Annotated in this window: 21 protein-coding genes; 8 read left to right on the top strand and 13 right to left on the bottom strand. The window is 43.1% G+C overall.

Going from position 1 to position 25,255, the window contains the following annotated elements; genetic code table 11:
- Positions 1–346: 346 nt before the first annotated feature.
- From Q9G97_RS01235 to Q9G97_RS01210, 6 genes are all read right to left on the bottom strand, one after another.
- Positions 347–1,582, bottom strand: a complete 1,236-nt coding sequence (locus tag Q9G97_RS01235; RefSeq protein ID WP_305899406.1) for an ABC transporter substrate-binding protein — start codon at positions 1,580–1,582, stop codon at positions 347–349.
- 53 nt (positions 1,583–1,635) lie between these two features.
- Positions 1,636–3,657 carry a long-chain fatty acid--CoA ligase gene (locus tag Q9G97_RS01230; RefSeq protein ID WP_305899405.1) on the bottom strand — a complete coding sequence of 674 codons (2,022 nt, stop codon included), beginning with the start codon at positions 3,655–3,657 and terminating at the stop codon, positions 1,636–1,638.
- Between the two features lie 5 nt (positions 3,658–3,662).
- Positions 3,663–4,424 carry an ABC transporter ATP-binding protein gene (locus tag Q9G97_RS01225; RefSeq protein WP_305900242.1) on the bottom strand — a complete coding sequence of 254 codons (762 nt, stop codon included), beginning with the start codon at positions 4,422–4,424 and terminating at the stop codon, positions 3,663–3,665.
- Between the two features lie 80 nt (positions 4,425–4,504).
- The gene (locus tag Q9G97_RS01220) at positions 4,505–5,272 is read right to left on the bottom strand and encodes an ABC transporter ATP-binding protein (protein ID WP_305899404.1); all 768 of its coding nucleotides are present in this window, start codon (positions 5,270–5,272) and stop codon (positions 4,505–4,507) included.
- Entirely contained in the window at positions 5,269–6,366 is a 1,098-nt protein-coding gene (locus Q9G97_RS01215; RefSeq protein WP_305899403.1) for a branched-chain amino acid ABC transporter permease, read from the bottom strand. Before Q9G97_RS01215 ends, Q9G97_RS01220 begins: the two co-directional genes overlap by 4 nt.
- 136 nt (positions 6,367–6,502) lie before the next feature.
- Positions 6,503–7,381: a branched-chain amino acid ABC transporter permease gene (locus tag Q9G97_RS01210; RefSeq protein ID WP_305899402.1), complete on the bottom strand. Its 879-nt coding sequence runs from the start codon at positions 7,379–7,381 to the stop codon at positions 6,503–6,505.
- 545 nt (positions 7,382–7,926) lie between these two features.
- Between Q9G97_RS01210 and Q9G97_RS01205 the strand changes: the two genes are divergently transcribed.
- The gene (locus Q9G97_RS01205; RefSeq protein ID WP_305900241.1) at positions 7,927–9,207 is read left to right on the top strand and encodes an NAD(P)/FAD-dependent oxidoreductase; all 1,281 of its coding nucleotides are present in this window, start codon (positions 7,927–7,929) and stop codon (positions 9,205–9,207) included.
- Positions 9,208–9,433: 226 nt separating this feature from the next.
- Here the strand turns inward: Q9G97_RS01205 and Q9G97_RS01200 are convergent, their stop codons facing one another.
- Positions 9,434–10,546, bottom strand: a complete 1,113-nt coding sequence (locus Q9G97_RS01200; protein ID WP_305899401.1) for an alkene reductase — start codon at positions 10,544–10,546, stop codon at positions 9,434–9,436.
- Positions 10,547–10,958: 412 nt separating this feature from the next.
- Between Q9G97_RS01200 and Q9G97_RS01195 the strand changes: the two genes are divergently transcribed.
- Together Q9G97_RS01195 and Q9G97_RS01190 are read left to right on the top strand one after the other, a co-directional pair.
- Complete coding sequence (locus Q9G97_RS01195) at positions 10,959–12,491, top strand: alpha/beta hydrolase (RefSeq protein WP_305899400.1); 1,533 nt, start codon at positions 10,959–10,961, stop codon at positions 12,489–12,491.
- A gap of 25 nt (positions 12,492–12,516) precedes the next feature.
- Entirely contained in the window at positions 12,517–13,638 is a 1,122-nt protein-coding gene (locus tag Q9G97_RS01190; RefSeq protein ID WP_305899399.1) for a hypothetical protein, read from the top strand.
- A gap of 52 nt (positions 13,639–13,690) precedes the next feature.
- On the opposite strand, the gene trpB is transcribed toward Q9G97_RS01190, so the two are convergent.
- Positions 13,691–14,908: a tryptophan synthase subunit beta gene (gene trpB, locus Q9G97_RS01185; protein WP_305899398.1), complete on the bottom strand. Its 1,218-nt coding sequence runs from the start codon at positions 14,906–14,908 to the stop codon at positions 13,691–13,693.
- Positions 14,909–15,154: 246 nt separating this feature from the next.
- On the opposite strand from trpB, the gene Q9G97_RS01180 reads away from it, so the two are divergent.
- Positions 15,155–15,445 (top strand): hypothetical protein, encoded by a 291-nt coding sequence (locus Q9G97_RS01180; protein ID WP_305899397.1) that lies wholly within the window; start codon positions 15,155–15,157, stop codon positions 15,443–15,445.
- A gap of 244 nt (positions 15,446–15,689) precedes the next feature.
- Here the strand turns inward: Q9G97_RS01180 and Q9G97_RS13565 are convergent, their stop codons facing one another.
- Positions 15,690–15,770 carry a hypothetical protein gene (locus Q9G97_RS13565; RefSeq protein WP_371747915.1) on the bottom strand — a complete coding sequence of 27 codons (81 nt, stop codon included), beginning with the start codon at positions 15,768–15,770 and terminating at the stop codon, positions 15,690–15,692.
- A gap of 255 nt (positions 15,771–16,025) precedes the next feature.
- Here Q9G97_RS13565 and Q9G97_RS01175 point away from each other — a divergent pair, with 255 nt between their 5' ends.
- The 3 genes from Q9G97_RS01175 (at position 16,026) to Q9G97_RS01165 (ending at position 18,399) form a co-directional block, all read left to right on the top strand.
- Positions 16,026–17,030 carry a lipoate--protein ligase gene (locus tag Q9G97_RS01175; RefSeq protein WP_305899396.1) on the top strand — a complete coding sequence of 335 codons (1,005 nt, stop codon included), beginning with the start codon at positions 16,026–16,028 and terminating at the stop codon, positions 17,028–17,030.
- Positions 17,031–17,126: 96 nt separating this feature from the next.
- A complete protein-coding gene (locus Q9G97_RS01170; RefSeq protein WP_305899395.1) occupies positions 17,127–17,543 on the top strand; it encodes a VOC family protein in 417 nt (138 codons plus the stop codon).
- A gap of 94 nt (positions 17,544–17,637) precedes the next feature.
- Positions 17,638–18,399, top strand: a complete 762-nt coding sequence (locus Q9G97_RS01165; RefSeq protein ID WP_305899394.1) for a lysozyme inhibitor LprI family protein — start codon at positions 17,638–17,640, stop codon at positions 18,397–18,399.
- Between the two features lie 189 nt (positions 18,400–18,588).
- Here Q9G97_RS01165 and Q9G97_RS01160 read toward each other — a convergent pair whose 3' ends face one another.
- From Q9G97_RS01160 to Q9G97_RS01150, 3 genes are all read right to left on the bottom strand, one after another.
- On the bottom strand, positions 18,589–19,146 hold the full coding sequence (locus tag Q9G97_RS01160) for a lecithin retinol acyltransferase family protein (RefSeq protein ID WP_305899393.1): 558 nt from the start codon (positions 19,144–19,146) through the stop codon (positions 18,589–18,591).
- A 231-nt stretch (positions 19,147–19,377) separates the two neighbouring features.
- Entirely contained in the window at positions 19,378–20,157 is a 780-nt protein-coding gene (locus tag Q9G97_RS01155; RefSeq protein ID WP_305899392.1) for a transglutaminase family protein, read from the bottom strand.
- A gap of 447 nt (positions 20,158–20,604) precedes the next feature.
- A complete protein-coding gene (locus Q9G97_RS01150; protein WP_305899391.1) occupies positions 20,605–22,821 on the bottom strand; it encodes an NADPH-dependent 2,4-dienoyl-CoA reductase in 2,217 nt (738 codons plus the stop codon).
- Between the two features lie 255 nt (positions 22,822–23,076).
- On the opposite strand from Q9G97_RS01150, the gene Q9G97_RS01145 reads away from it, so the two are divergent.
- Positions 23,077–24,741, top strand: a complete 1,665-nt coding sequence (locus Q9G97_RS01145; RefSeq protein WP_305899390.1) for an AMP-binding protein — start codon at positions 23,077–23,079, stop codon at positions 24,739–24,741.
- Between the two features lie 91 nt (positions 24,742–24,832).
- Here Q9G97_RS01145 and Q9G97_RS01140 read toward each other — a convergent pair whose 3' ends face one another.
- Positions 24,833–25,252 (bottom strand): DUF6691 family protein, encoded by a 420-nt coding sequence (locus Q9G97_RS01140; protein ID WP_201571140.1) that lies wholly within the window; start codon positions 25,250–25,252, stop codon positions 24,833–24,835.
- Between the last annotated feature and the right edge of the window lie 3 nt (positions 25,253–25,255).

Here is a 25,255-nt window from a genome sequence, read left to right as displayed (position 1 = left end):
TGGTTTCCTTATTATCAAGTAATAGCAACAAATATGGCTATAAAGCAAAATGGCAGTTATGCATAAAAAATAAAAAATCTTTTTCACTATACCTAACTTGCATGGAGGTTACACATCAAACCATTATCTATCTTTATCATACCTATTCTCCAGTCATTATAAAACGACTATCTTGTCAAACTCGTTAACTTTAGTTTTTATTAAATAAGCATTGGCTTTTATAATTGGTAAGCATTCAGGAGTAATCGATGGTTAGGTTATCTAGGGTCTGTTGCACAAAAAATAAGCGGACTGGCTAGCAATCCGCTTATTTATAAAATATTTTTAGACTAAATATCAATAGTACTTATTTAAGCTGGGTGATGGTTTTCCATGCGCCACTGTTTACTTGTGATAGGTAAACGTCGTTAATTGCAACATGGCTCTCAGGAGTAATGGCTATGGTAGATCCTGTAATGCCATCAACAAAGCTGACCGTCTCAAGACCAGCATTAAACGTATCGGCATTTAGGTCTTGACCTGCGGCTGTTAGTCCTTCAACCGTAATTTTTGCTGCAAGATACCCTAAGATAGCGCCTGCTGATACATCCTCACCTGTTGCGGCTTTGAACTTCTCAACAAAAGCTTTTGTTTCAGGCTCATCCGCTCTTAGCGCTAAATCGTTGTAATACGAAACTGCATATAAACCTTCACTTGCGCCGCCTGGTGCCGCAGCAACTGCAGGATGGAACCCTGTTGCAGGGGCGATAAATTTCACATCAGTCCAGCCCATGGCGTTTGCCGTACCTACTGCAGTAATAGCGCCTCGTATGGTTAGAGATAAAGCAATCAGATCACAATCAGCATCTTTTAGTTTGGCAATCGCACCAGAGAAGTCTGTTTCATCTGGACGATGTGAGCTGGCCTGAACCAAAGTCACATTAGGGTTATTATCAGCGATGTCTTTAGCAGCGGCATTGGTCTCCTCACCATAATCTGAGGGGATATACATAACACACAGATTGCTCACCTCATTTTCGGCAATTAAATACTCCATACCCATTTTCATTGAGTCGTAATAAGTACTACCAAGCGTATAACGGCGATTTAAGGCACCCTCTTCTTGCATGGGCTTTGCAAAGGTGATTGGCATCACATTAGGGACATTGGCGCGATCCATAATAGGGAAGCTGGCCAAATTGTGCGGTGTACCTAAAGACATTAGCATAGCAAATACTTTATCGCGGCTGACTAGCTTGTTAGCGGCCTGTACAGCCTTTGGTACTTGATATGAATGATCTTCGACGATATAGCGAATTTTTCGACCATTAACGCCGCCTGCCGCATTGACTTCATCAAAGTACATGTTGGCTCCAGCGACCGCAGGATTACCAAACCCTGCAAATGGACCCGACAGATCAAGGGCGCCGCCTAAGACGATTTCGGTATCAGTGACGCCTTGTACTGGTATATCGCTAGTAGAAGTGCTGACCTCAGTATCAGAGCCTTCGGCTGGTGATGTGCTCTCAGGGCTACTGCACCCTGCCAAGCTCATTGTGCCAACGGTCAATGCCATTAGCGTCATTTTGAATGTCCATTTCATTACTTATCTCCTTGCGAACAAGTCGCTGTCAGTTTGATGTGGTGGTAAATAGATTAATACATAGACTCAATGAGCGTATGATGCTTTTTCTCAACTAGACTTCTTTTGAGCTTCATAGTCGCCGTCAGCTCATCATCCTCAGGGCTCAGAAGTACATCGATAAGTCGAAAGCGTTTGATGGTCTCCACTTGAGCTAAAGTCTCATTGGCAGCCTGTACCACCTCATCTATCAAGGCGATAACTTCTGGCGCATGACATAACGAGCGAAAGTCAGAAAACATCACTTGATTATCTTGCGCATATTTTTCGACGTTTTCTTGATCGATCATAATGAGGCAAGTCAAAAATTTACGCTTATCGCCGATGACAACAGCATCCGATACATAAGGGGAGAATTTAAGTTTGCTCTCAATAGCAGCAGGCGTAATATTCTTACCACCTGCCGTGATAATGATATCTTTGATACGGCCTGTAATGTATAAAAACCCCTCTTTTAGCTCGCCGACATCACCAGTATGTAACCAATCACCTTGCAAATCTTCAGCTGTTTTTTCGGGTTTATTCCAGTACCCTGCAAATACATTACCGCCTTTGACCAGTATCTCACCACTATCAGCGATACGGACTTCACAACCTGGCAGTGGTTTGCCGACGCTACCCGGTCTTTGTGCATCAGAGGTGTTCAGTGAGATCACCCCTGAGCTTTCCGTCATACCATAGCCCTCATAAATAGGCACGCCTATCGCGTGAAACCAGCGAATGATATCCAAAGATATTGGTGCAGCGCCCGTGAGAGCACGACGGATATTAGACATTCCTATCATCTCACGAATTTTGTGCAAAACTAATTTGTCCCAAAACTGATAGCGAAGCTTTTGACCTGTGGTTGGTATATTGCCTGCCATTACGACACCAGCATACTCATTGCCCGCCTCTAACGCGCGATCAAATGCCCAACCGTTAAAGGCACTGGCATCACTACGCATATTGCTAATAGAGGCATACATCTTCTCCCATAGCCTAGGAACTGCTGTAAAAGAATCTGGCGACACCTCTTTCATGTTCTCGAACACCGTCTCCGTACTCTCAGCAAAATTGACGATACATCCTCTATGAATAGGGAGATCAACGGAGGTAAGGCGCTCTAATACATGACATAAAGGTAGAAAGCACAGCTGCTCGTCAGTCGATTTTACATCAATCATCTCAATGCTTGTTTTTAGCCCAAATAAGACATTAGCATGCGTGAGGATTGCGCCTTTTGGGTTGCCCGTGGTACCTGATGTATAGATAAGCGTACGCACGTCATTTGGCGTGCTTTGATCAATGTAATGACTAAAGCGCTCTAAAGCGTTATCCGCACTTTGTCCAAGCGTGTATAACTCATCGAGGAAAATAACGTCATCATCATCAAGACTACGCAATCCTTTTCGATCAAATACAATCACCTTTTTAAGCGACGGCATTTGCTCACGAACGGCCAAAAACTTATGCAATTGCTCGTCGTTTTCTACGAATAAAAACTTAGACTGGCTGTCATTGATGATATATACCAGTTGCTCAGCACTGTCCGTCGTGTAAACGCCATTGGGTATGCCACCGACGGCGCAGACACCCAAATCGCAATAGAGCCACTCTTTATTGTCTTCACTCAAGATAGAAACCGTATCGCCTTTCGTTAACCCTAACTCGACGAGCGCCATACCAATATCACAACCGCGATGATAGTAGTCTAACCAGCTGTGGCTTTGCCAAATACCAAAGTCCTTTTCACGATGGGCAATTTTAGTACCTCGGCTCAAGCATACTTGTTGCCAAAGCTTAGTTAGAGTATCGCAGCCTTCTAAGATTTGAGGCTCATGATCGTACGGTGCGTTATGAATCTCATGACTATTATCATGACTATTATCATGACTGCTCTCAGAAGTATGGCTATCTGATGGTGATTCGACATAAGACGAAGCTTGTATTGTTGGCATTATATCAACGTCGGTTGTATCAGCAGCTAAAGGTTCAATCAGATTATCTGTAGAAGTATCTGCGGGATTAGTCGAGGTATCTGTAGAATTATTCATAGTTATCACCGCCAAGTCTTTTTGCGTTTCCACCGAGTGGCTTCTGCGGTGTCATCTTTGGTTTGTCCGAGGTAAAACTCTTTAATATCATCAGAATGCAGCAGTTTATCTGCTGAACCTGCCATGACAATACGGCCAGTCTCTAATACATAACCATAATCCGCGGCTGCCAAAGCCACTCTAGCGTTTTGTTCAACGAGTAAAATCGTCACGCCTTGCTCTTTGTTCAACCTGCGAATAATAGTAAAGATCTCTTGCACTAATAATGGTGACAATCCAAGAGAAGGCTCATCAAGGAGCATAAGTGACGGACGTGACATCAGTCCGCGTCCAATCGCTAACATTTGCTGCTGACCGCCAGACATCGTACCAGCGGCTTGATCGCGGCGATCTTTTAGTATGGGAAAATAGTCATATATCATCTCGATGTCGCGTTGTATTTCAGATTTATCATTACGTGTATAAGCGCCCATTGCTAGGTTCTCAGCGACACTGAGAAATGGAAAAACTTCCCGGCCCTCTGGCACATGTGATAAGCCTTTTTTAACTAGGCGATCAGGCTCATTACCATCGATACGTTCACCCTGAAACCATACGGCACCTTTACGAGGATTAATGACGCCAGATACCGTTTTCATTAAGGTGGTTTTGCCTGCGCCATTAGCACCCAAGATAGTGACTACTTTGCCTTTTGGCACTTCTAAACTGACACCTCTTAATGCCATAACAGGGCCGTAAAACGATTCAAGATTACGGACTTCAAGCACATTATTGGGCACTTCTGAATCAACTAGCTTGAGCTCAGTGGCAGGCGCTGCCGATGACACTGGTTTTTTTATACCTTGCATCAGATAGCCTCCTGTCCGAGATAAGCCTCAATGACTTGTGGATTTGCTTGAACCTCAGCTGCAGTACCTTGAGCCAAGAACTTACCTTCAGCTACTGCTAGCACTCGATCTGATACTCGATTGACTAAGCTCATATCATGCTCTACCATCAAAATAGTCAACCCTAAGTCCTTTTGCATATCTTCAATCCACCATGCCATCTCAGAGGTTTCTTCCACGCTCAGACCAGATGCTGGTTCGTCGAGCAAAATAAGTTTGGGATTGGCTGCCAATGCGCGAGCAATTTCGACGACTTTGCGAATACCATAAGGTAAACCTGCAATCAGCTGATCTCGATAAGGCGCTAAATCCAAAAAATCTATGATTTTTTCGACATGCAAACGATGATCACGTTCACTTTGACGTACCTTTGGTAAAAATAACATCTCTTGTATCCAAGAGGTATTGCGCTGAGAATGACGACCAATCAATAGGTTTTGTAGCACGCTTGAGTGATCAAACAGCTCAATGTTCTGGAAGGTGCGAGCAATGCCAAGTTTGGCAATATCGTGCGCAGGCAAGCTTGTGATGTCAGTACCATCAAAAGTAATGCGACCATTTAGTGGCTCATACAAGCGACTAATCAAATTAAAAATAGTCGACTTGCCCGCGCCATTGGGACCCACGATAGTAAATATCTCACCCTCGTTTACCTCAAAGCTGATGTTATCGACTGCTTTGACACCGCCAAATGAGATAGATAATGACTCTACTTGTAATAAGCTCATCGCATACGCTCCGTTTTAAGGTAAGTTTTGGAGCGACGAAATAGCCCTTTTCGATACAACGGAAACATCCTGAACCACGTACGCACTTTTATCCATATACCGTATATACCACGTGGCTCGTAGATAATCATTATCACGATGACCAAGGCGAATAACGCGGTATCGATACCAGGGATACTGGTAACACCAGCGATAGCACTTTGACCAAGAGTGTCGCCTAAAATAGCGATGACTTGCGGTAGTAGCACCACGACAATCGCGCCAAAAAATGCGCCATGTATGGAGCCTAAACCGCCAATGACAATTTGCAATAAGATAGTGATAGAGATAATAACGGTAAAGCTCTCGTAGTTGACCGCTTGTACAAAATGGCCGTACATAGCGCCGCCGATAGCGGTAATCGCACAAGAGATGCTAAAAGCTAGGGTCTTAGCTTGTGGTACATTGACGCCTAGCGCACGCGCAGATACTTCACTATCTCTAATAGCTAAAAAGGAGCGCCCCGTGCTGCTTCTCAGTAGATTGACGTAAGCAAGCGTAATTAATGTAACGAGTGTTAGACATAAGTAATAAAACGCTTTTGGCGTAATATAGCGATCAATGGTAAAGCCAAACATAGTAATAGGCGGTGCAAAAGTACCAGAGATCCCACCAGTAATGGGTTCGGCAACGATAGCGATGTCTTCGATGATAATACTAAGCGCTAAGGTCGCAATCGCCAAATAGATACCGCTCGTTCTCAAAATTGGCCGAGCAATCAAGGCGCCAATCACACCTGTGATGAGTGCGCAAGCAATGAGAGCGGGTATAAAATTCCAGCCTCGGCTCATGAGCGCTAAATGACTGAACGCCCCTATAGCCATAAAGGCGGCATGACCTAAGCTGACCTGTCCTGTATGACCCGTCAATAGCATCAGACCAAGCCCTGAGATGGACCAAATCAAAATAGCACTAAGCTCACTAATATAATAGTTGCTCAGCAGCCAAGGTGCCAATAGGAGTAAAGAGATAAGAATGCCATATTTGAAAAGCTGGCGCTTATCTTCAAAGATATTAATATCTTGATCATAGCTGTGTTTAAACTGGGCTTTCATTGACAGTACTCATCCTTGAGAATGTATGAATGTATAAAATGTGCTAAGTTATCAAAAAGTCAAAGCTGACAACCTATTATAAATCTGTTCGGCGCTGTTACTAAGCGCAAGCTATGCTGTTAATCCAAAACGCGTACTATACTTTTTTCTGTTTAACCTGAGAGAAAATGCCACCAGGACGTACAATTAGCACAATTAACATCACCACATAAGGCGCAATCTGGCTCAGGCCTAACGGTAGATAACGGCTGGCAAAAGGCTCTATCACCCCGATCAATAAGCCACCTGCAAGAGCACCTGGTAGAGATCCTAACCCGCCAATCACAGCAGCGGCAAAAGCTTTGATACCGAATAGTAATCCAACGGAAGGCTCGATGGCGCCTTTGGCTGCGAATAATATACCCGCAAGAGCTGCGACAACACCTGACAATGCCCAAACGATACCATTGACGCGCTTGACAGGAATGCCCATATAGTAAGCCGCCATCTGGTTTTGACTACTCGCTTGCATAGCGATACCGAGCCTAGTATGAGCAAAAAAGAAGTATAAAACGGAGGTTAAGGCAATAGTAGAGATGATAATAATGATATCGACGTAAGCGATACTGAGTGAGCCTAGCGCTAGCATCTTACCCGAAAATGGCGTCTGTAATGAGACTGGACTATACCCCCAAATCACACCAGCACCAAAGCGAATCAAAAAGCCGATCGAAATGGTCAAAATAACCATAGCGAACTGCGGCTGACCAAAGATACCGCGTAGCACAAACCGATCTAGCAGGTAGCCGAATACACCCATAATAATGGAAGCTAAAGTGATACCTAATAGAAATGGCAGGTTTGCTTCATCGGCATTGATAAAGGCTATACCTAAAAAGGCGCCAAGCATCAGCATGTCGCCTTGGGCAAAATTGACTGCCTCAGAGGCTTTGTAAATCAGAACGAAACCTAGTGCTAGTAGTCCGTAAATACAACCGTTAGCGATACCACTGATTAGCAGTTGTAGGATATCCATAAATTCCCTTTCATCTTAGTATTGTCATCCGTGACAATATTTAAATAAGCTGTTTAACTTAACCATTCAAGTAAATTCTCTAACGAACTGAGTTTATATACCTGAGTGGTTCTGAGACGCTAAGTGCTTCAATTTAAAACTTTTATAATATTAATAAGTAGTAAGGTAAAAAAGCACTACGCTAGTATTAGTTAACAACTTCTATACTTCAACCTTATAGAAACAAACATAACTTGTCCACAAAAAACGTAGTAACGAAGTGTCCATTACTAACCTCTTCAGTATTCTTAATTTATTATTGTTTAATTTGTTATTGTGAGAGGTATCATAAATTTCAAAGTCAGCGTGCGTTGAGAGCTCATTATTAAAGAAAATATTTCAATCATAGATAGAGCCTAACGCTGGCATGATATAATTTAGAAACCTCCTATTACCCATCTGAACTTACGCCAGAAGTTATCATTATGAGTCAAACACCAAACCAAGCAGTACCCGTAAAGCGAGACCGTCATTCCGTGAATAATCAGTCAACAATTAGCAAGTCTATTAGTAATCATTTTGATGTCATTATTATTGGTGCTGGCGCATCAGGCTTATACTGTGCACTGACTGCTGGTCGCCGAGGCCGCCGTGTACTAGTGCTTGATCACGCCAATAAAGTAGGCAAGAAGATCCTCATGTCAGGCGGTGGTCGCTGCAATTTTACCAATTACTTTGTCGAATCTGAGCATTTTATCGGCGCAAACGAACACTTTTGTAAATCAGCGCTCAGCCGTTATCCGAGCTGGGAGTTTATCGCTATGGTTGAGCAGCATAAGATTGCCTATCATGAGCGCGAACATGGGCAGCTGTTTTGTGATGATTCAGCGCAAGATATCGTCACTATGCTACTGGATGAATGTAGCGCCGCTGGTGTGCAAGTCAAGCTCAATACGCAAGTCGATCAGGTTAAAACACCCAATTCAGATCACAGGCAAGATGTCAGCAAACGCTTTCAGTTACTCACGAGTAAAAAACTCAGTAAGAAAGAGCTGCATGATACCGCAGCTCAGAGTAAAACATCGCAAACCAATTACAGCTGCGAATCATTAGTGGTTGCCACTGGCGGGCTATCTATCCCAACGATGGGCGCTAGCGGCCTCGGTTACGAGCTGGCACAGCAGTTCGGTCATCAATTACTGACTACTGATGCCAGCCTCGTGCCGTTTACCTTTACCGATAGAACCGGTGAAATCCTGCGTGCTCTGTCTGGTATTAGCTTACCTGTTGTCGCCAGCAATACTCGTACTGCCTTTAAGCTGCCTCTACTCTTTACTCATCGTGGCCTATCTGGCCCTGCGATGCTACAGTTGTCCAATTACTGGCAAACGGGCGAGATGATTGAGATCAATCTATTACCTGACATTGACATTACCGCGTTATTATTAGCGCATAAGAAATCACATCCCAAGCAACTCGTTCGCACTGTGCTGGCAGAGAATACGGATAATCAGCTACCCAAAAAGCTGCTAGTGGCGCTACAAACTATGTTATGGGAAGAGGTAAAGGAGACTGAGCTGGCTAATATTAAAGATGAGCGCTTACAAGAGATTGGGTCAGCGATTAATGGCTGGCAACTCAAACCTTCTGGCACTGAGGGCTATCGCACCGCTGAGGTAACTCGCGGCGGTGTCAACACCGACGAGATTTCCTCAAAAACGATGCAAAGCAATCTACAAGATGGGCTGTACTTCATTGGCGAAGTGCTTGATGTCACAGGCTGGCTGGGTGGTTACAACTTCCAATGGGCGTGGGCTAGTGGTTTTGTTTGCGGTGAAGTGGTCTGATACTACATTCTAATATCTGCGTATTGATGACAACTTGTGCAACGCTATTTTATATGCGCAGTTATTTTGCTCAATAAGTGTTAACCATCTTAACCTTATAAAATTTGTGAAATTAAAGAAGATAGTTTCGTGGCATCAACAAACCATCCTGCTATATTAAAAAATTCACCCTATTATAATAATAGAGTGAATTTTTATTTTATAAAGACAAGTACTCAACGTCTACTTAGGCACGTTTTTGAGCTAAAAAAGGATAATCTGTATAGCCTTCAGCACCGCCTCCATAAAAAGTCTCTGGATGCTGCTCGTTTAATGGTTTGCCTTCGCGAATACGCTCAGCCAAATCAGGATTGGCAATATAATCACGCCCAAAGGCTGCCGCATCGATATAGCCTGCTTTGACATTTTTATCAGCTTTGTCCGCCGTATAGCCGCCCGCCGCGATAATCATATTATCAAAGGCAGCACGGATACGCTGACGGAAACCATCGTTATAAGGCGTGCCACCTGCCCAGTCAGGCTCAGATAGATGCAAATACATCAAATCACGCTTATTGATTTGCTCAACCATCCAAATATTATCGTCTTCATCATAGCCTGCCTCTACCGCGTTAAATGTACCCTGTGGCGAGATGCGCACACCTACATGATCCTTGTCCCACGCCTCAACACAGGCATCGATAACGTCGAGAGTCAAGCGCGCGCGGTTCTCACGACTACCGCCGTACTCATCACTACGCTTATTGGTTTGCTCAACCCAAAACTGGTGCAACAGATAGCCATGTGCGCCATGTACTTCTACGCCATCGAAGCCAGCTTGTTTTGCCATTTTAGTAGCATCAGCGAAGTCTTTGATGACTTGCTCAATCTCAGCAAGTGTCGCGGCGCGCGGTGGTGTGGTTTCAACGCGAATGGCCTTATTGTCACTATCACGTAACGAGGTACGCGCACCGACATCGACATCTGATGCGGAGATTGGTGCCCCGCCATCAGGTTGGACGCTATCATGAGCGACCAGACCAGTATGCCAGAGCTGAACGACGATCTTGCCACCTTTGGCATGGACATTGTCGACGATTACTTTCCACGCTGTCATTTGATCTTGCGTATGCAATCCGGGCGCGCCAGCATAGCCTTTGGCTTGAAACGATACTTGTGTCGCCTCTGTTATGACTAGACCTGCACCTGCTGCGCGCTGTGAATAGTATTCGCCTGCTAATGCTGTAGGGACATCACCTGGCTCAACCGCCCGTAGGCGCGTCAAGGGTGCCATAATAATACGGTTTTTTAGCGTTTGCGTGCCCATTTTAACGGGTTGAAATAATATATCGTGTGTCATGATGCGCCTTAGTGATTTAGTTATTATTGATGTCTAAAATTATTTTAGATCATCTGTTTATAGGGGGTGCATAAAATTATTCAATTTACAGTTACAAACGAACACTTACTGACTTAACGTCCCAACTTTACTTGGGCATCAACCCACTAGTTTGTCAGATTTTTCTTGCTCTTATAATGCTTGTCAGTAGAACTATCCGCCCTTAGCCAAACTAACTTTAATCAATTTGAGCAAACAAAGGCTATAAAAATACAATACTAATATAAATTAAATCAATAACCTGCAATCAATGATAAGCTATATTAAAATAATATTTATAATTGATGTATTCGCCAGTTATATCTCTATAATACTCGCCATCGCTATCTAAAAACTTAAGTCAAACTTGCTATTTTATAGGTCTAATTGCTCCATGTTCTCTAAACTGCTTTCTATTACTTTACTCACAGCGACTACCCTTGCTTGTGGTAGCTGTGCGCCAACCACCGCACCGTTAACCCAGCAAAAGACCACAGATGAAGAGCGCTCTACTTATAGTAAAGAGGGTATTAACTGGCAACCTTGTACGCAATTGAGCTTTGCCAAATGGTTCCCAAGCTATGTCGCAACCGACTCATTAGAGTGCGCTACTATCGAGGTACCGTTGCAACAAGCGCTCGAAACGATGGATAAACCAACGGTTATTAAATTGGCATTATCACGCCTGCCCGCTACTGGCTCTGATGAGGATAAGCTCGGTACACTGATAAATATCTCTGGTGGGCCTGGACAGTCTGGGCTAGATGTCTCTGCTATTGACTCTGCCGCTTATGCCAAGCTGTCCAAACACTTTGATATCATTGGTTACGCGCCGCGCGGTGTCTATCCAAGCACGCCTACGGTCAAATGTAGCACCACCGCGAGAATGCTGTTTCCAGAGGATGTAGAGCAGTTTACCAAAGGCTGCTGGGAGCACACGCCCAATGATCTATTGGCGCAATTGGGCGCTGACTACGCAGTAGATGATATAGAAGCCATACGCAAGGCCATAGATGCGCCAAAAATAAATCTAATCGGCTACTCTTACGGCACCAAAATCGCCGCGCTCTATGCTGAAAAGTTCCCAACCCATCTGCGAGCAGGTGTCCTTGATGGTATCGTCAATCTCAACGAAACTGACTTACAAGTGGCTTATAATCAAGCCCAAGAGGCTCAACGAACCTTTGAGCGCTTTGTCCAGTCTTGTCGCCAGCAGACAGAGTGTTATTTTGCAGATACGAGTACCGTACAACAGGCTGAAGCCAAACTCGCTAAGTTATATCTATATATCGAAAACAATGAACTCTATGATTTAGACCATCAGCTTATCTCGACTATGAATATGTCTTGGGTATTAGGCGATTTGCTAACCTGGCCTGAGCAGTGGCCACTGCTTAATGAGTTATTGGTTAGTATTAATAATAAAGACTTTGAGCTATTCAAAACCCTTATTGACGACTCAAAGAACGACGTCGATTATGCGACTTTTGCCTCGATTAGCTGTGCTGATGGTGCACCAACTAACGATAAAAAGATGGACTATATTGATGAGATAAAACGTATCGATGCGCAGCTCACTTGGGATGATTATCGCGAATTTAATGATGAAGAGATATTAGATGCCTGCTATTATTGGCCTATAGCGGGTAGTGATGTGCCGCATATTCCAAAGATGCAGCTATCGGCACCGCCACTGTTATTAGTTGCACAAACTAACGATCCTGCGACGCCTTATATCAATGCGCAGATGATGCAAAAATATCTAAATGCCACATTATTGACTCGTCGTAGTGATGGACATACTTTGGCGCTAGCGGATTTGAGCTATTGTGTCGATAATCAAGTCGTTAACTATTTGATCGATCCTAATAACTTTGCCACACAACGAGATGGTAGTCGAAAAAATAACTTATACTGTGCAAAGTAGTCTGTATGTCAGTAAAGGGTGACCTATGCAAAAATATACTTTCATCTTAATATTATTGAGCACATTGCTCTCAATGAGTGCTTGCCAGCCAAAAGCTGAAATCGCTGACACGCCTGCTGTTCAAGTCACCAAACAGCCAACGATAAAGCTACCAGTAAAAATGACTACCCCCTCAGAATCAAAAGTATCTAACGACAAAACCATAATGGCAAAAGACTGTATAGCACTTAGTCAAACTATGCAAAAAGTCGATAGCGACAGTAAAATCGAAGCTATTTACGGTATTCAAGATCAGCTAAAAGCCTGCTTACCTACCGCTAATAATGCTGAGGTAGTGACGTTACTGAAAAGCTATCAGGCGATGTATGATCGGTTTTTAGCCAGTGATTTGGATTCAGAATTGAACCTTGAGACTTTTAACGGTGCTATTTATGAGCTTTATTATGGTGAGGGCTTATCCTCAGCACAGTTAAAGACGTTAACGCCACGCGATCAGTATTTGGTTGGTCTTGTTAAAAACGATACGGATGTTAGTATCTATGATGAAGGTGAAGGGTACTTTTCTTTTACTCATAACTTAAAAGCAATGGCTGACATTTTTACCCCTTACCTACGTGAAGATCAAAGTGCTTTTATTCAACGTATGGCAATAGATAATCAAGACACATTTTGGAGTGATGCTTCAGTTACAGTTTCTTTTGAAGACTTAATCAAACGAGCTCTTTTTTGGGAAAATTATATTCAGCAGTACCCTGATGGCTACAGGGTTAAAGATGCCCGATACTTATTGGATTTTTATCGCTATATCATTTTCTTTGGTGCAGAAAATACTCAGTGGACAGATGATGCTATTCGTGAGTTTATGATGCCTGAAGACGAGCAAATGATACAGCAACTATCAAAACATCCTAATAGCATTCTAGCTGAGGATGCGCAAAAATTTCTGAATTTTTTGGCATTACCTGATAGCGAGCGTCAGCAAAAATATCCTGCTCCAAATACAGATGAAGAGGGTCGTGAAGTAGGTCATTGGGCTATCGCACGCTATCAATTAGACAAAGCACTACGGATACCTTCAATCTGGGATGAAATTGGAGATAAGGACTGCTTTAATGGTTTGTTTTGTACGGATGAAACTACAGAGTAATGAACGCAGAGTGGATTACGCTATTGTTAATCCACTCGTTCAAAAAGGCGGCCTACAACTCAACCTTATCCAAGATAAAGTCAATATCCTTATCGCCGCGCCCTGATAAATTGACCAAGATGGTATCATCAGATGACATATCTTTTGCCACTCGCATCGCATAGGCAATGGCATGCGCAGTCTCAAGTGCTGGGATAATACCTTCAAGGCGTGACAGCGCCATAAAAGCATCCAAACACTCGCTATCCGTTGCAGACTCATAAGTCGCCATGTTTTTATCTTTTAGTAGTGAATGCTGCGGGCCAACGCCTGGATAATCGAGACCTGAGGCGATTGAATGCACAGGCGCAGGCTCGCCGTCTTTATCTAGCAGCACATAACATTTAAAGCCATGAATCTCGCCCTTTACGCCCAGCGTCATCGTCGCCGCATGATTGGGCGTATCCAAGCCTTCACCCGCAGGCTCTACCCCGACCTTTTCAACGCTCTCATCACCCAAAAAGCCACTGAATATACCAATCGCATTAGAGCCGCCACCAACACAGGCGACCACTTTATTAGGTAATTTACCAGTCGTTTCTAAGAATTGCGTACGCGCCTCACGACCGACGACCGATTGAAAATAACTGACAATTTCAGGATAAGGTGCTGGCCCGAGTGCTGAACCAATGGCGAACATGCTGTTGTCCAAATCACCAAGATAAGTCTCAAACGCGCTATCGACCGCTTCTTTTAGCGTGCCTGCGCCACGCGATACTGGCACGATTTTGGCCCCTAATATTTTCATGCGGCTGACATTAGGATGTTCTTTTTCGATATCGACCACGCCCATGTGGATCTCACACTCAAGACCCATGAGCGCGGCTGCGGTTGCCAACGCCACGCCATGTTGCCCTGCGCCTGTCTCGGCGATGACTTTGGTTTTGCCCAGCTTTTTGGCGAGTAGTACTTCGCCTAAGCAGTGATTAATCTTGTGCGCGCCAGTGTGGTTTAAGTCTTCACGCTTAAAATAAATCTGTGCCCCGCCACAATACTCGGTTAAACGTCTGGCATGAAATATCGGACTCGGTCTGCCTACGTAAGTTTCACGCAGGCGTTTCATCTCTACGATAAAGTCGTCTTCTTTGATAATCTCACGAAACCCTACCTCGATCTCCTCCATGGCTTTTGCCAATTCAGGATGACCGATCTTGCCACCGAACTCGCCATAAAGACCGTCATTATTAGGGAGTAATAAATGATGTAAACCATATGTGCTTGCAGTTGTCATAGTCTCGCCCTGAATATTTTAAAAGTAATGAATTACGTTTCAATTCTAACAATATTAGAAGCGCTTATCCTATTAATTATGCTTATGAATATATAGATAAAATAGTGTATAGTGAAAAATAACTAATATTCGTTTATTAGTATATTTTGATTGATACTGTTAGGTTACTTTAGCAGATACTTATTGAATATTAGGTATGACCTCATCTAGCCTTGTGCTAAATATTATTTAGCTGGGAGCATCCTTATGAAAAAGACAACCCTATTATTATCACTAATTGCGCTGTTTAGTATCTTCTCCACTTCTGTTCAAGCAGATACAGAATACTACGTCTACCAAAAAGATGACGTGTGTAAAATTGAAATATTTGATGTTGACCCTGAAGATATAGGCGATGCCGAAACCCAAATGTACTATTACGGTTCAGTTTATTTATTTATAGGTAAAGCCGATATAATGAGCGACGCTGAAATGATCGCGGAAGAAGCGGAATGCGCGATACCAGCATATAACCCTTTCCCCTTCTTTCTATTTTAGAGTTTATTAAGCATCCACAACGACACCTCGTAAGTATCGGCATATCTTATAAGATATGCCGATACTTACGAGATGTCTTTATTTCCCAAAATGCCATAAGTTATTGACTACTTTTCATAGTCACAATAAGTTTTAGCGCAGGCTAATTGCAGCGTAATATGGTAACCATTCTAGGAAAAGATTTTAGGTAGAATCTTAAGTAATACTGCTAACCCTAATCATCTAAGCTCTATCACATTATCTGTTATCTCAGCCAGATTCGCACGATCTCATCGTTTTCAGACAGTTCAATATCCACTCTTTCTTCTTTATAGTCTGTGGTAATAGCATCACCAGTTTTACAGACCCTTGCCTATTCTGAGAGGATTGTTGCGATCTTTTCATTAGGTATTCAATCAGCCATTTTGCTCTTCTTTTTAGATAGATGTATTTTGCATCCTAAATACCAATAACAAAATTCTGGTTTTTCCAAAATCGCATATTAAGTTTTAATTTCCACATTGAGGTAACATAGTCTAATTTGGTTGCTCACATGCAATTAACTTTCCCTATTTATAGCCAATTAGATAAAGGATAAATAATGAAATTACGCATTCTAAAATCCGCTGTCACCAACCCTTGGTTTAATCTCGCCACTGAGGATTGGATATTTAACACCCTTGATCCTGATTCACATACGCTATTTTTATGGCGCAATAGCGAGACGGTCGTTATCGGACGCTCGCAAAATCCTTGGGTTGAGTGCAAGACCGATAAGATGGAAGCAGACGATGTATTTTTAGCACGGCGTCAGAGTGGCGGTGGTGCGGTGTTTCATGATTTGGGCAATACCAACTTCACCTTTTTATCACCCAAAGCCGATTACGACCAAACCGCAAACTTTACGATTATTGTCAATGCATTAAAAAAGCTAGGCATAGACGCTGAGCTATCAGGTCGTAATGATATGCAAGTCGGCGACAAGAAAATATCAGGCAGCGCCTTTAAACATGCTATCGACCGCAGCTTTCATCATGGCACTTTGCTGGTCAACGCTGATATGCAAAAGCTTGGCGACTATCTTAATCCGCACCCGCTAAAATTAAAAGCAAAAGGCATTAAGTCCGTGCGTTCTCGCGTTGCTAACCTAAAAGAGTTTAACGAAGGTATCAATCATGACGTATTATCTGACGCTATTATCGAAGCGTTTTGTGAGTATTATGGTCAAACGGTAGAAACAGAAGCCTTGGATGAAGCCAGCCTCGCCAAGCAGCCTGCTTTAAATAAGTACTATCAGCAAATGGCCGATTGGGACTGGCGCTTTGGCAAAACGCCTGAGTTTAGCCACCGCATTGAAACGCGCTTTGAGTGGGGTCTGATTGATCTACATATGGATGTTAGACAAGCCGTAATCGAAGAAGTCGTCATCTTCTCAGATGCGCTCAATGTTGAGCTAATTGACTTATTAAAAGAGACGTTAACTGGTATCAAATATGATAAGAGCGATATTACAGCTAAGCTTGATAGATTAAGCAAAGCACAGCCTGAATTAGTAGCACAAATTAATGACTTTGAACAGTGGTTGATTGGTGAAATGCAAGATTAGGGTTTTCAAATACAGTGATAAATTTTGACGATTGTGAATTTTGGCTTAGGCTGAATTTTTAACCCAGTATTATGATCTTAAAGTATAAGGTGTTTTATGAAATATTTACATGCCATGATTAGAACCAATAAACTAGAAGAAACTTTGTTCTTCTACTGTGATCTCATGGGTCTTAAACTGCTTAGAAAAAAGGACTCCGAATCAGGACGATTTAGCCTGTATTTCTTAGCGACTCATGAGGGTGCACCAGAGATTGAGGTCACTCATAACTGGGACGAAGAAGAATATAGCAATGGCAATAACTTTGGTCATTTTGCCTTTAGAGTGGATAATATCTATGAGCTATGCCAAACCCTTATGGATGCTGGCGTTACCCTATCAAGACCACCTAGAGATGGCTATATGGCGTTCGTGAAAGACCCTAACCACATCTCAATTGAGCTACTACAAGACGGCGCGCGTCTAGACCCTACTGAGCCGTGGATTTCAATGGAAAATATTGGTAGTTGGTAGTTGGTAGTTGGTAGTTGGTAGTTGAGTTTAAGATAGACTCTTTTATGCATACTAGCTTTACTTAAATACAATGAAGATCCATATCGAGAACATTATGAAAAAATTAGCTTTAGCTACGATAAGTATTTTAGCAGCTTGCCTATTCTCTACTCCTGCAAATTCAGCCAGTTTTGACTGCAATAGTGCCGCTGCTTGGGTAGAGAAAACTATCTGCAAAAATCCTGAGCTGTCTAAGCTTGATGAAACTATGGCAGAAAAATATAAACAAAATCTTGCTGATACGTCTGATAAAGACTATAAAAACAACCTCATTATTGACCAAAGAACATGGCTCAAGTTTCAGCGCAATACTTGTACAGAGACCAAGTGTCTAATTCGCGAATATAAAGAATATGTCGAAGAAAAGGCTAATTACGGCGTGGCTTGGAACTATGCAAGTGAGCTAAATCAATCTGAGTTGCCGAGCAAGAATGCCTTTGGTAAATTTTCTAAAGCTTCTCAAATTTCAATGTACAATCCAGAAATGGCGCGTTGGGATGATACAGGAGAGGTCATAAATACGTTATCGATTAATAGTGTCAGTAATAAGCCCTATCTGTCGATTATTGATGGCGTTTTCATTTTTACTAATGGTCATACTTGTGATATTGGTGAGAGCAAAGCTATATGGTCACAGAATCATTGGGTCATTAGCGATGATCAGCAGGGTGAAGCTGCTGAGCTGCGCTTATACCCAGCGCTCTATAAAGGTAACACTCAGTTATTATTAAGAGATATGGACAATAGATATAGAAGATTACATTGTGGTATGCGGGGGTATTTCGACGGTATGGTGTTGGAGCGTGAGGTGGGTTAGCGTGTAGGTCTTTATAAAGGTTTCTGATTAAATCTAGTCTCCTTTTTTTGCTGATTGGCGTAGGGTGGCGTTAGACTTGTCAAATTCTTGTAGAGAATGAAGGCAAGGCGTAACCCACCTTTGTATATTAGAATTGTAAATTTAGTGGGTTACACTTGCTAACAAACTACTTATTATTTCTTAAAATAATTAAATATCAATTATATTATCAATACAAATCGATCGACTTTTTTCCATTTCTAGCTTGTTAAATGCTTTACCTACTAATCTCGGAATATTCAACGCACCCACAGCGGTGCCGCCCATTTTTGAAAATAATTTTGAATTACTTCCAAAAGCTTGTCCTGAAAAAGCTTCATCCATACGACACCATAATGCAAAATGTTCACAATTTGCATCTACTAGATCATAGCCTGTCATGCCTAAACATGACTTCGCTCTCAAATAAGATTCTTCTAACGAAGTATAATCTACAAATTTTCTTGAAAAACTCATAACATCAACATGATTTCCATTAAACCATCCTGCATCTTCAACAAACTTGCTTAACGGCTCTTTTCTTATCTTTTTTTCACTAAAGTGAATTACTTTGTTGTTTCCAGCATAAATACCAAAATGATCGAACCCTACCACTCCCATTTTTGTTAACTCGACTCTAAGCACAGTTCCTCTTGCCAACTCAGAATCATCATCTGTATTCATCACTTTTTTCATTAACTCAACTATAGGTGATCTAAAATACAACATGAGTAGCGCTCCTTACTGCTTTAATTTAGCTTTTATATGTAACCCAGCTCAAAATTATAACATGCTGAACTTAAGTCGTAAGAATTATCAAATGTTAGAATTTAACTACCTCTACAAACCGCTAAATAATAACTAAAAAAAACGGCAAGATAATAAATCTCACCGCCTCTATATTAAATCTAAATTACTGAGAACCCTAAACCCCAACCTCAGCTGCCTAGAGTCAGAACTCTAATCTTGTCTGGTCACGGATACCGATTGGTTGACCAGTTCCATGGATCCGAATGCAGTCAAGAACGCAACGCCGGACGCGTCGGCTCCAACACCGATGCGAGCTATCGTGTCGGCAGATGCCATGCCAGTTGGGTCAATGAGATGCCAGCTCCCCCCAAGATAAACCTCAGCTATGGCATGAAAGTCCTGTGGCGTCACATCAGGCGCATAAACGCTCACGAATCTCGCTGGTATCGTTGACGCGCGTGCGAGTGTCACGAGCACATGCGCAAAGTCGCGGCATACGCCCTGACGTTGAACAAAGGTGTCAAGCGCGGTGGTTTGTGCATGGCTCGATCCAGGCACATAGCTAAACGTCGACTCAATCCAATCGCGCATTGCAGCAATCCGCGCGCCACCTGAGAGATCGCCAAACTCGGCATTCACGAAGTCATGGAACTGGTCTGATGGGCAAAAGCGAGAGGGCATCAAATATTTGATCGCCTCTCCAGGCAAAAGATGAGGGGCAGTTTGGGGCAGGGCCGATATGTCTAAAACAGGACGGTCAATATCAATTTCTGCGGTATAAGTGCAGCTAAAATCTCCCTCTGCGCGGATCCAAATCCGCTCTCCTATGCCATCATCGGCGACGACCCTTGAAAAATGCGCAACGTCTGATGTCCAAATCTCGGCCGAACGCACCCGCTGATCCACAAGATCGGCGGCTTCGATCTGAAGCAAAAGGTCCATCGGCGCGGGGAGCCGATAATGGAGTTTGACGTTAAGTTTGAGGATCATGTTGGAACTTCCTAAGAGTATTGATAGGGTGGGCTGATAATTGTATAGGGCTTTTAAAGTGGATTAGCCAAAGCGTAACTCACCGAATAAATTATTTGTATATATTATTTGTTAGTGGCATTAGCATAACAGAATTGAAACACCATTGTGTACTACACCTGCTATCTGAAATAAAATGGCGAGACAATCAATCTCACCGCTTCCAAGTGCAACTTCAAATCAAACCCTAAATCCCAACTACAACTGCGTAGGGCAGGTTATTTTGTTCAAGCTCTCGTAGAGAGTAAAGAGGAAATATAACCCACCGTTAAATATTCGAATCATGGATTCGGTGGGTTACGCTTGGACTAACCCACCCTACAAAAAATAAAATTCCATAGCTCAACTCAAAAAAAACGGCAAGATAAAAAATCTCGCCGTCCCGTATTTAGCCTAAATTGTAAAAACCTAAATCCCAACCGCAACCTCTGCCCCTTCACGAATGGCGCGCTTAGCATCTAGCTCAGCGGCTAGTTTTGCACCGCCGATCAGATGATATTGCGCGTCAGGTGCATCGCCAACATTTGGCATAAGCTCGACTACTGACTCTTGACCTGCGCAGATTACGACGCTATCGACACGTAATAGTTGACTTTGACCTTGAGTATTGGTAATCCAAATACCTTCGTTAGTAATCTTTTCATACTGGACACCCGATACTTGGATGACGCCGTGTGACTTAACATGCGCACGATGCACCCAGCCTGAGGTTTTATTCAAGCCACTGCCCAAGCGACCTTTGCTACGCTGAATCATATACACTTGGCGAATAGGCGTAATAGCGTCTGGCTTAATTAAACCACCATCGCTTTGATAGTCAACATTGTCAGTGACGCCCCATTCTTCACGCCACTCATCTACCGATTGCGGCTCTGGACGATAGCTGGGATCTTTAAGCATTTCAGGTGCAAGCTTATCTAATGGCTGACCATGGCGCGCGGTGAGATATTCACTGACATCGAAGCCAACACCACCCGCACCGATGACTGCTACCGTATCGCCAACCGACTTTTCACCTGAGAGGAGTTCGGCATAAGTCATCACTTGTGGTAGATCAGCGCCTTCTAACTTGCCCGCTAGTGTTCTAGGCACAACACCCGTCGCGACGATGACATGATGGAACTTACCTGCCTCAAGCATCGCTTTATCGACTTTGGTATTGAGCTTAATCTCAACATTTAAGTGCTCAAGCTCATTGATATAGTAGCGAATAGTCTCAAAGAACTCTTCTTTACCTGGGATGACTTTGGCGTAGTTAAACTGCCCGCCTAAGATATCACGGGCTTCAAATAGTGTGACCTCATGACCACGCAGCGCTGCGACATGCGCGGCTGACATACCCGCGACACCGCCACCGATGACCGCGACTTTTTTAGGCTTTTTGGTCTTTTTGTAGACCAGCTCCGTCTCATAACAAGCTTGCGGATTGACTAGACAAGTTGAGCGCTTATTCTCAAAAGTATGATCGAGGCAAGCTTGGTTACAGGCAATGCAAGTATTAATACGATCAGCATCGCCTGCTTTGGCTTTATTGACCCAGCTCGGATCGGCTAAGAACGGACGCGCCATTTGAATCAAGTCCGCCTTACCAGTAGCGACGATGTCTTCTGCGGTATCGGGCATATTGATACGATTCGCGGCCATCATTGGGATGCTGATATGCTTTTTGATCTCAGCAGTAAAGTCCACAAAAGCGGCGCGCGGTACGCTAGTGACAATAGTAGGAACCCGCGCTTCATGCCAGCCGATACCCGTATTCATGATGGTCACGCCTGCTTCCTCTAACGCTTTGGCAACGGTTATAACCTCATCCATGACGTTGCCGTCTTTTACCAAATCAATGACCGATAAGCGAAATAGAATAATAAAATCATTACCAGCAGCTTTGCGTACCGCCTTGACAATATCGACAGCCAGCTTCATACGCCCGTTGATATCGCCACCATATATATCGTCACGTTTATTAACATGACGTGATAAAAACTGATTGAGCAAGTAGCCCTCTGAGCCCATGATTTCTACACCATCATAGCCCGCTTGCTTAGCGAGTTTAGCACAGCGCGCGTAATCCTCTACTGTCTGCTCGATATTTTTGATGCTCATTTTACGCGGTTTAAACGGTGAAATAGGCGACTTAATCGGACTCGATGACACGACAAACGGATGATAACCATAGCGACCACTGTGCAATATTTGCATAATGATTTTGCTGTCATATTTATGAGCGGCGCGCGTTACTTTTTGATGGTTGATAACATCCATCTTCGTATTCATCGTGCCGCCAGCAGGCAGCAACCAACCTTCGCGATTGGGTGAAATACCACCCGTAATCATCATTGCCACACCGCCTTTGGCACGTTCGGCAAAGTAGGCGGCAAGCTTACCGTAGTTATAGAATCTGTCCTCTAACCCCGTATGCATAGAGCCCATAACCAGACGGTTCTTCAGGCTAGTAAATCCCAAGTCTAAGGGCTCAAATAGATGTGGATAGTGGCTAGAGCCGTGCTCATAATCATTAGCGGCGCTAGTTGTGACAATACGATCAGTATTTTTGCGACTTTTTCTGAACTTCTTAAACTTACTTCGTTTTTCTTGGTTGGCAGTATTATTCGTGCTGGCGCTCATGTCATTATCCTTATGAATCAATAAAGTACTACTATTAAAGCAAATCAAACATTCTGAATAGTCAGTGGTAGTACATCGTAGCATAATGCCTTTATTGCCAGCTATGCACATAGGCGACTGATGAGTGAGCATTATGTTATTAAGAAAAAACCTGGCAAACACGATCAAACCACCTTACTTTCTAAAATCTTTTATCTATAATAAATAAGAGTCGTTAAAATAATTATAACCACTAAATAATAAAGGATTATCTCTATGACTGACTTTCATACAGGTCTTGGTAAAAACTCTGCCAACTATCAGCCTCTTACTCCTATTGATTTTATTATTCGTAGCGCACAGGTTTATCCTAATAAAACCGCTATTATCTACGATGACCTTGAGCATAATAACCTCACCCAAACATGGCAACAGACTTTTAACCGTTGTCGCCAGCTGGCTGATAGCCTGCGCAAACTAGGTATCGATAAAAATGATACCGTTGCCGTCATGCTGCCTAACACACCGGCGATGGTTGAATGTGCTTTTGGTATTCCTATGTCAGGTGGGGTACTTTGTACTTTGAATACGCGCTTAGATATTAATGCGCTCACTTTTTGTGTGCAACATTCTGAAGCCAAAGTTTTAATCATGGACAGTGAGTTTGCAGATTTAGCGGAGATTATTGATGAGACTTTTCCAAATTTAATCGTCATCCATGCCACAGATGCAGCTATCGATATTGAAAGCTTTGGCGAGATGAGTTATGAGGAATTAATCGCCAGCTCCGATAATTTAGACAATTGGGAGAAGCCTGCTGATGAATGGGATGCGATTGCGCTCAACTATACTTCAGGCACTACGGGGACGCCTAAAGGCGTGGTCTATCATCATCGTGGCGCTACGCTAAATGCGGTTTCTAATATTTTAGATTGGGATATGCCCAAGCACGCCATATATCTATGGACGCTACCATTATTTCATTGTAATGGCTGGTGCTTCCCTTGGGCTATCGCTGAACGCGCTGGGGTCAACGTCTGTCTACGCAAGATAGATGCCGACTTGATACTGCAATTGATCGCTAAATATAAAGTCAGCCATTACTGCTCAGCGCCCGTCGTACATAATATGATAGCCAATGGTAAAGATAAGTATAAGCAAGCTATCACTCATCAAGTAAAAGGCTGGGTTGCTGGCGCGCCACCGTCAGAGACTATGCTTACCGCGATGGAAACGATGGGTTTTGATATCTCGCATGTGTATGGATTGACGGAAGCTTATGGGCCTGTAACTATCTGCGCTGAGCAAGAGGAATGGGACGCTCTAAGCGCAAGCGAACGCGCACAAAAAAAATCTCGTCAAGGGGTGATCTCACATTTGATGACAGGCTTTGAAGTGTTTAAACAAGGTACGACTGATCCTGTAAGTGCTGATGGTGAAGAAATGGGTGAGCTGGCACTACGCGGTAACATGATCATGAAAGGATATCTAAAGAGTCGTAAAGCTACCGAAGCTGCATTTAAAGACGGTTGGTTTCGTACTGGTGATTTGGGCGTTAAATATCCTGATGGCTATATCAAAATTATGGATAGGCTTAAAGACATCATTATCTCAGGCGGTGAAAATATCTCTAGCATTGAGATTGAGAATACTTTATATAAAATGCCCGAGATTTTGAGCTGCGCTGTCGTTGCTGCACCACATGATAAATGGGGTGAAGTACCTGTCGCCTTTATCGAAATTCACGATGGCAATACCTTGCAGCGTGAGACAGTAATTAACCATTGCAAGCAGCATTTAGCAGGTTTTAAAGTACCTAAGCACATTATTTTTGCTGAAATTCCAAAGACTAGTACAGGTAAAGTACAAAAGTTTGAGCTACGTCAAGCCGCGAAATCACTCGCCCATGAAACCGCAAAAGTGAAACCTTCGAACAAATAAAAATTTAAGCCAGTTATTTTTAATGGTAAAAAAGGTCAGTCTAATTGAGTTAGGCTGACCTTTTTATTCACCTGTTAACAACTCAAAAGCTCTAACTAATTTTAGGCTCAAGCCATTGATATATCAGCATGCCAACGATCATTGCAGGGATAAACACATACGCTTGCCAGACACCTGTACCGAGCAGCACAATTCCAGGTCCAGGGCAGATGCCCACTAGTCCCCAACCGATACCAAATAGCATTGCGCCAGTTAATAGCTTTTTATTAATAACAGTTTTGCTAGGCATGTCAATGCTTGTGCCAATCCAGCTAGTCTGTTGACGTTTTGCCAATTGCACCCCAACAATGGCGACTAATAATCCACCGCCCATCACCAGTGCCAAAGAGATATCCCATGCCCCGAACACATCCAAAAACCCTTGTACTTTGACAGGATCCGTCATGCCTGATATCAATAGCCCAAAGCCAAATAACAATCCTACCAATAAGCCTATTATATTTTTTAACATTTT

This window comes from Psychrobacter sp. M13, assembly GCF_030718935.1.
GTDB classification, from domain to species: Bacteria; Pseudomonadota; Gammaproteobacteria; order Pseudomonadales; family Moraxellaceae; genus Psychrobacter; species Psychrobacter immobilis_G.
This window is presented reverse-complemented; position numbering and strand designations above follow the sequence as displayed.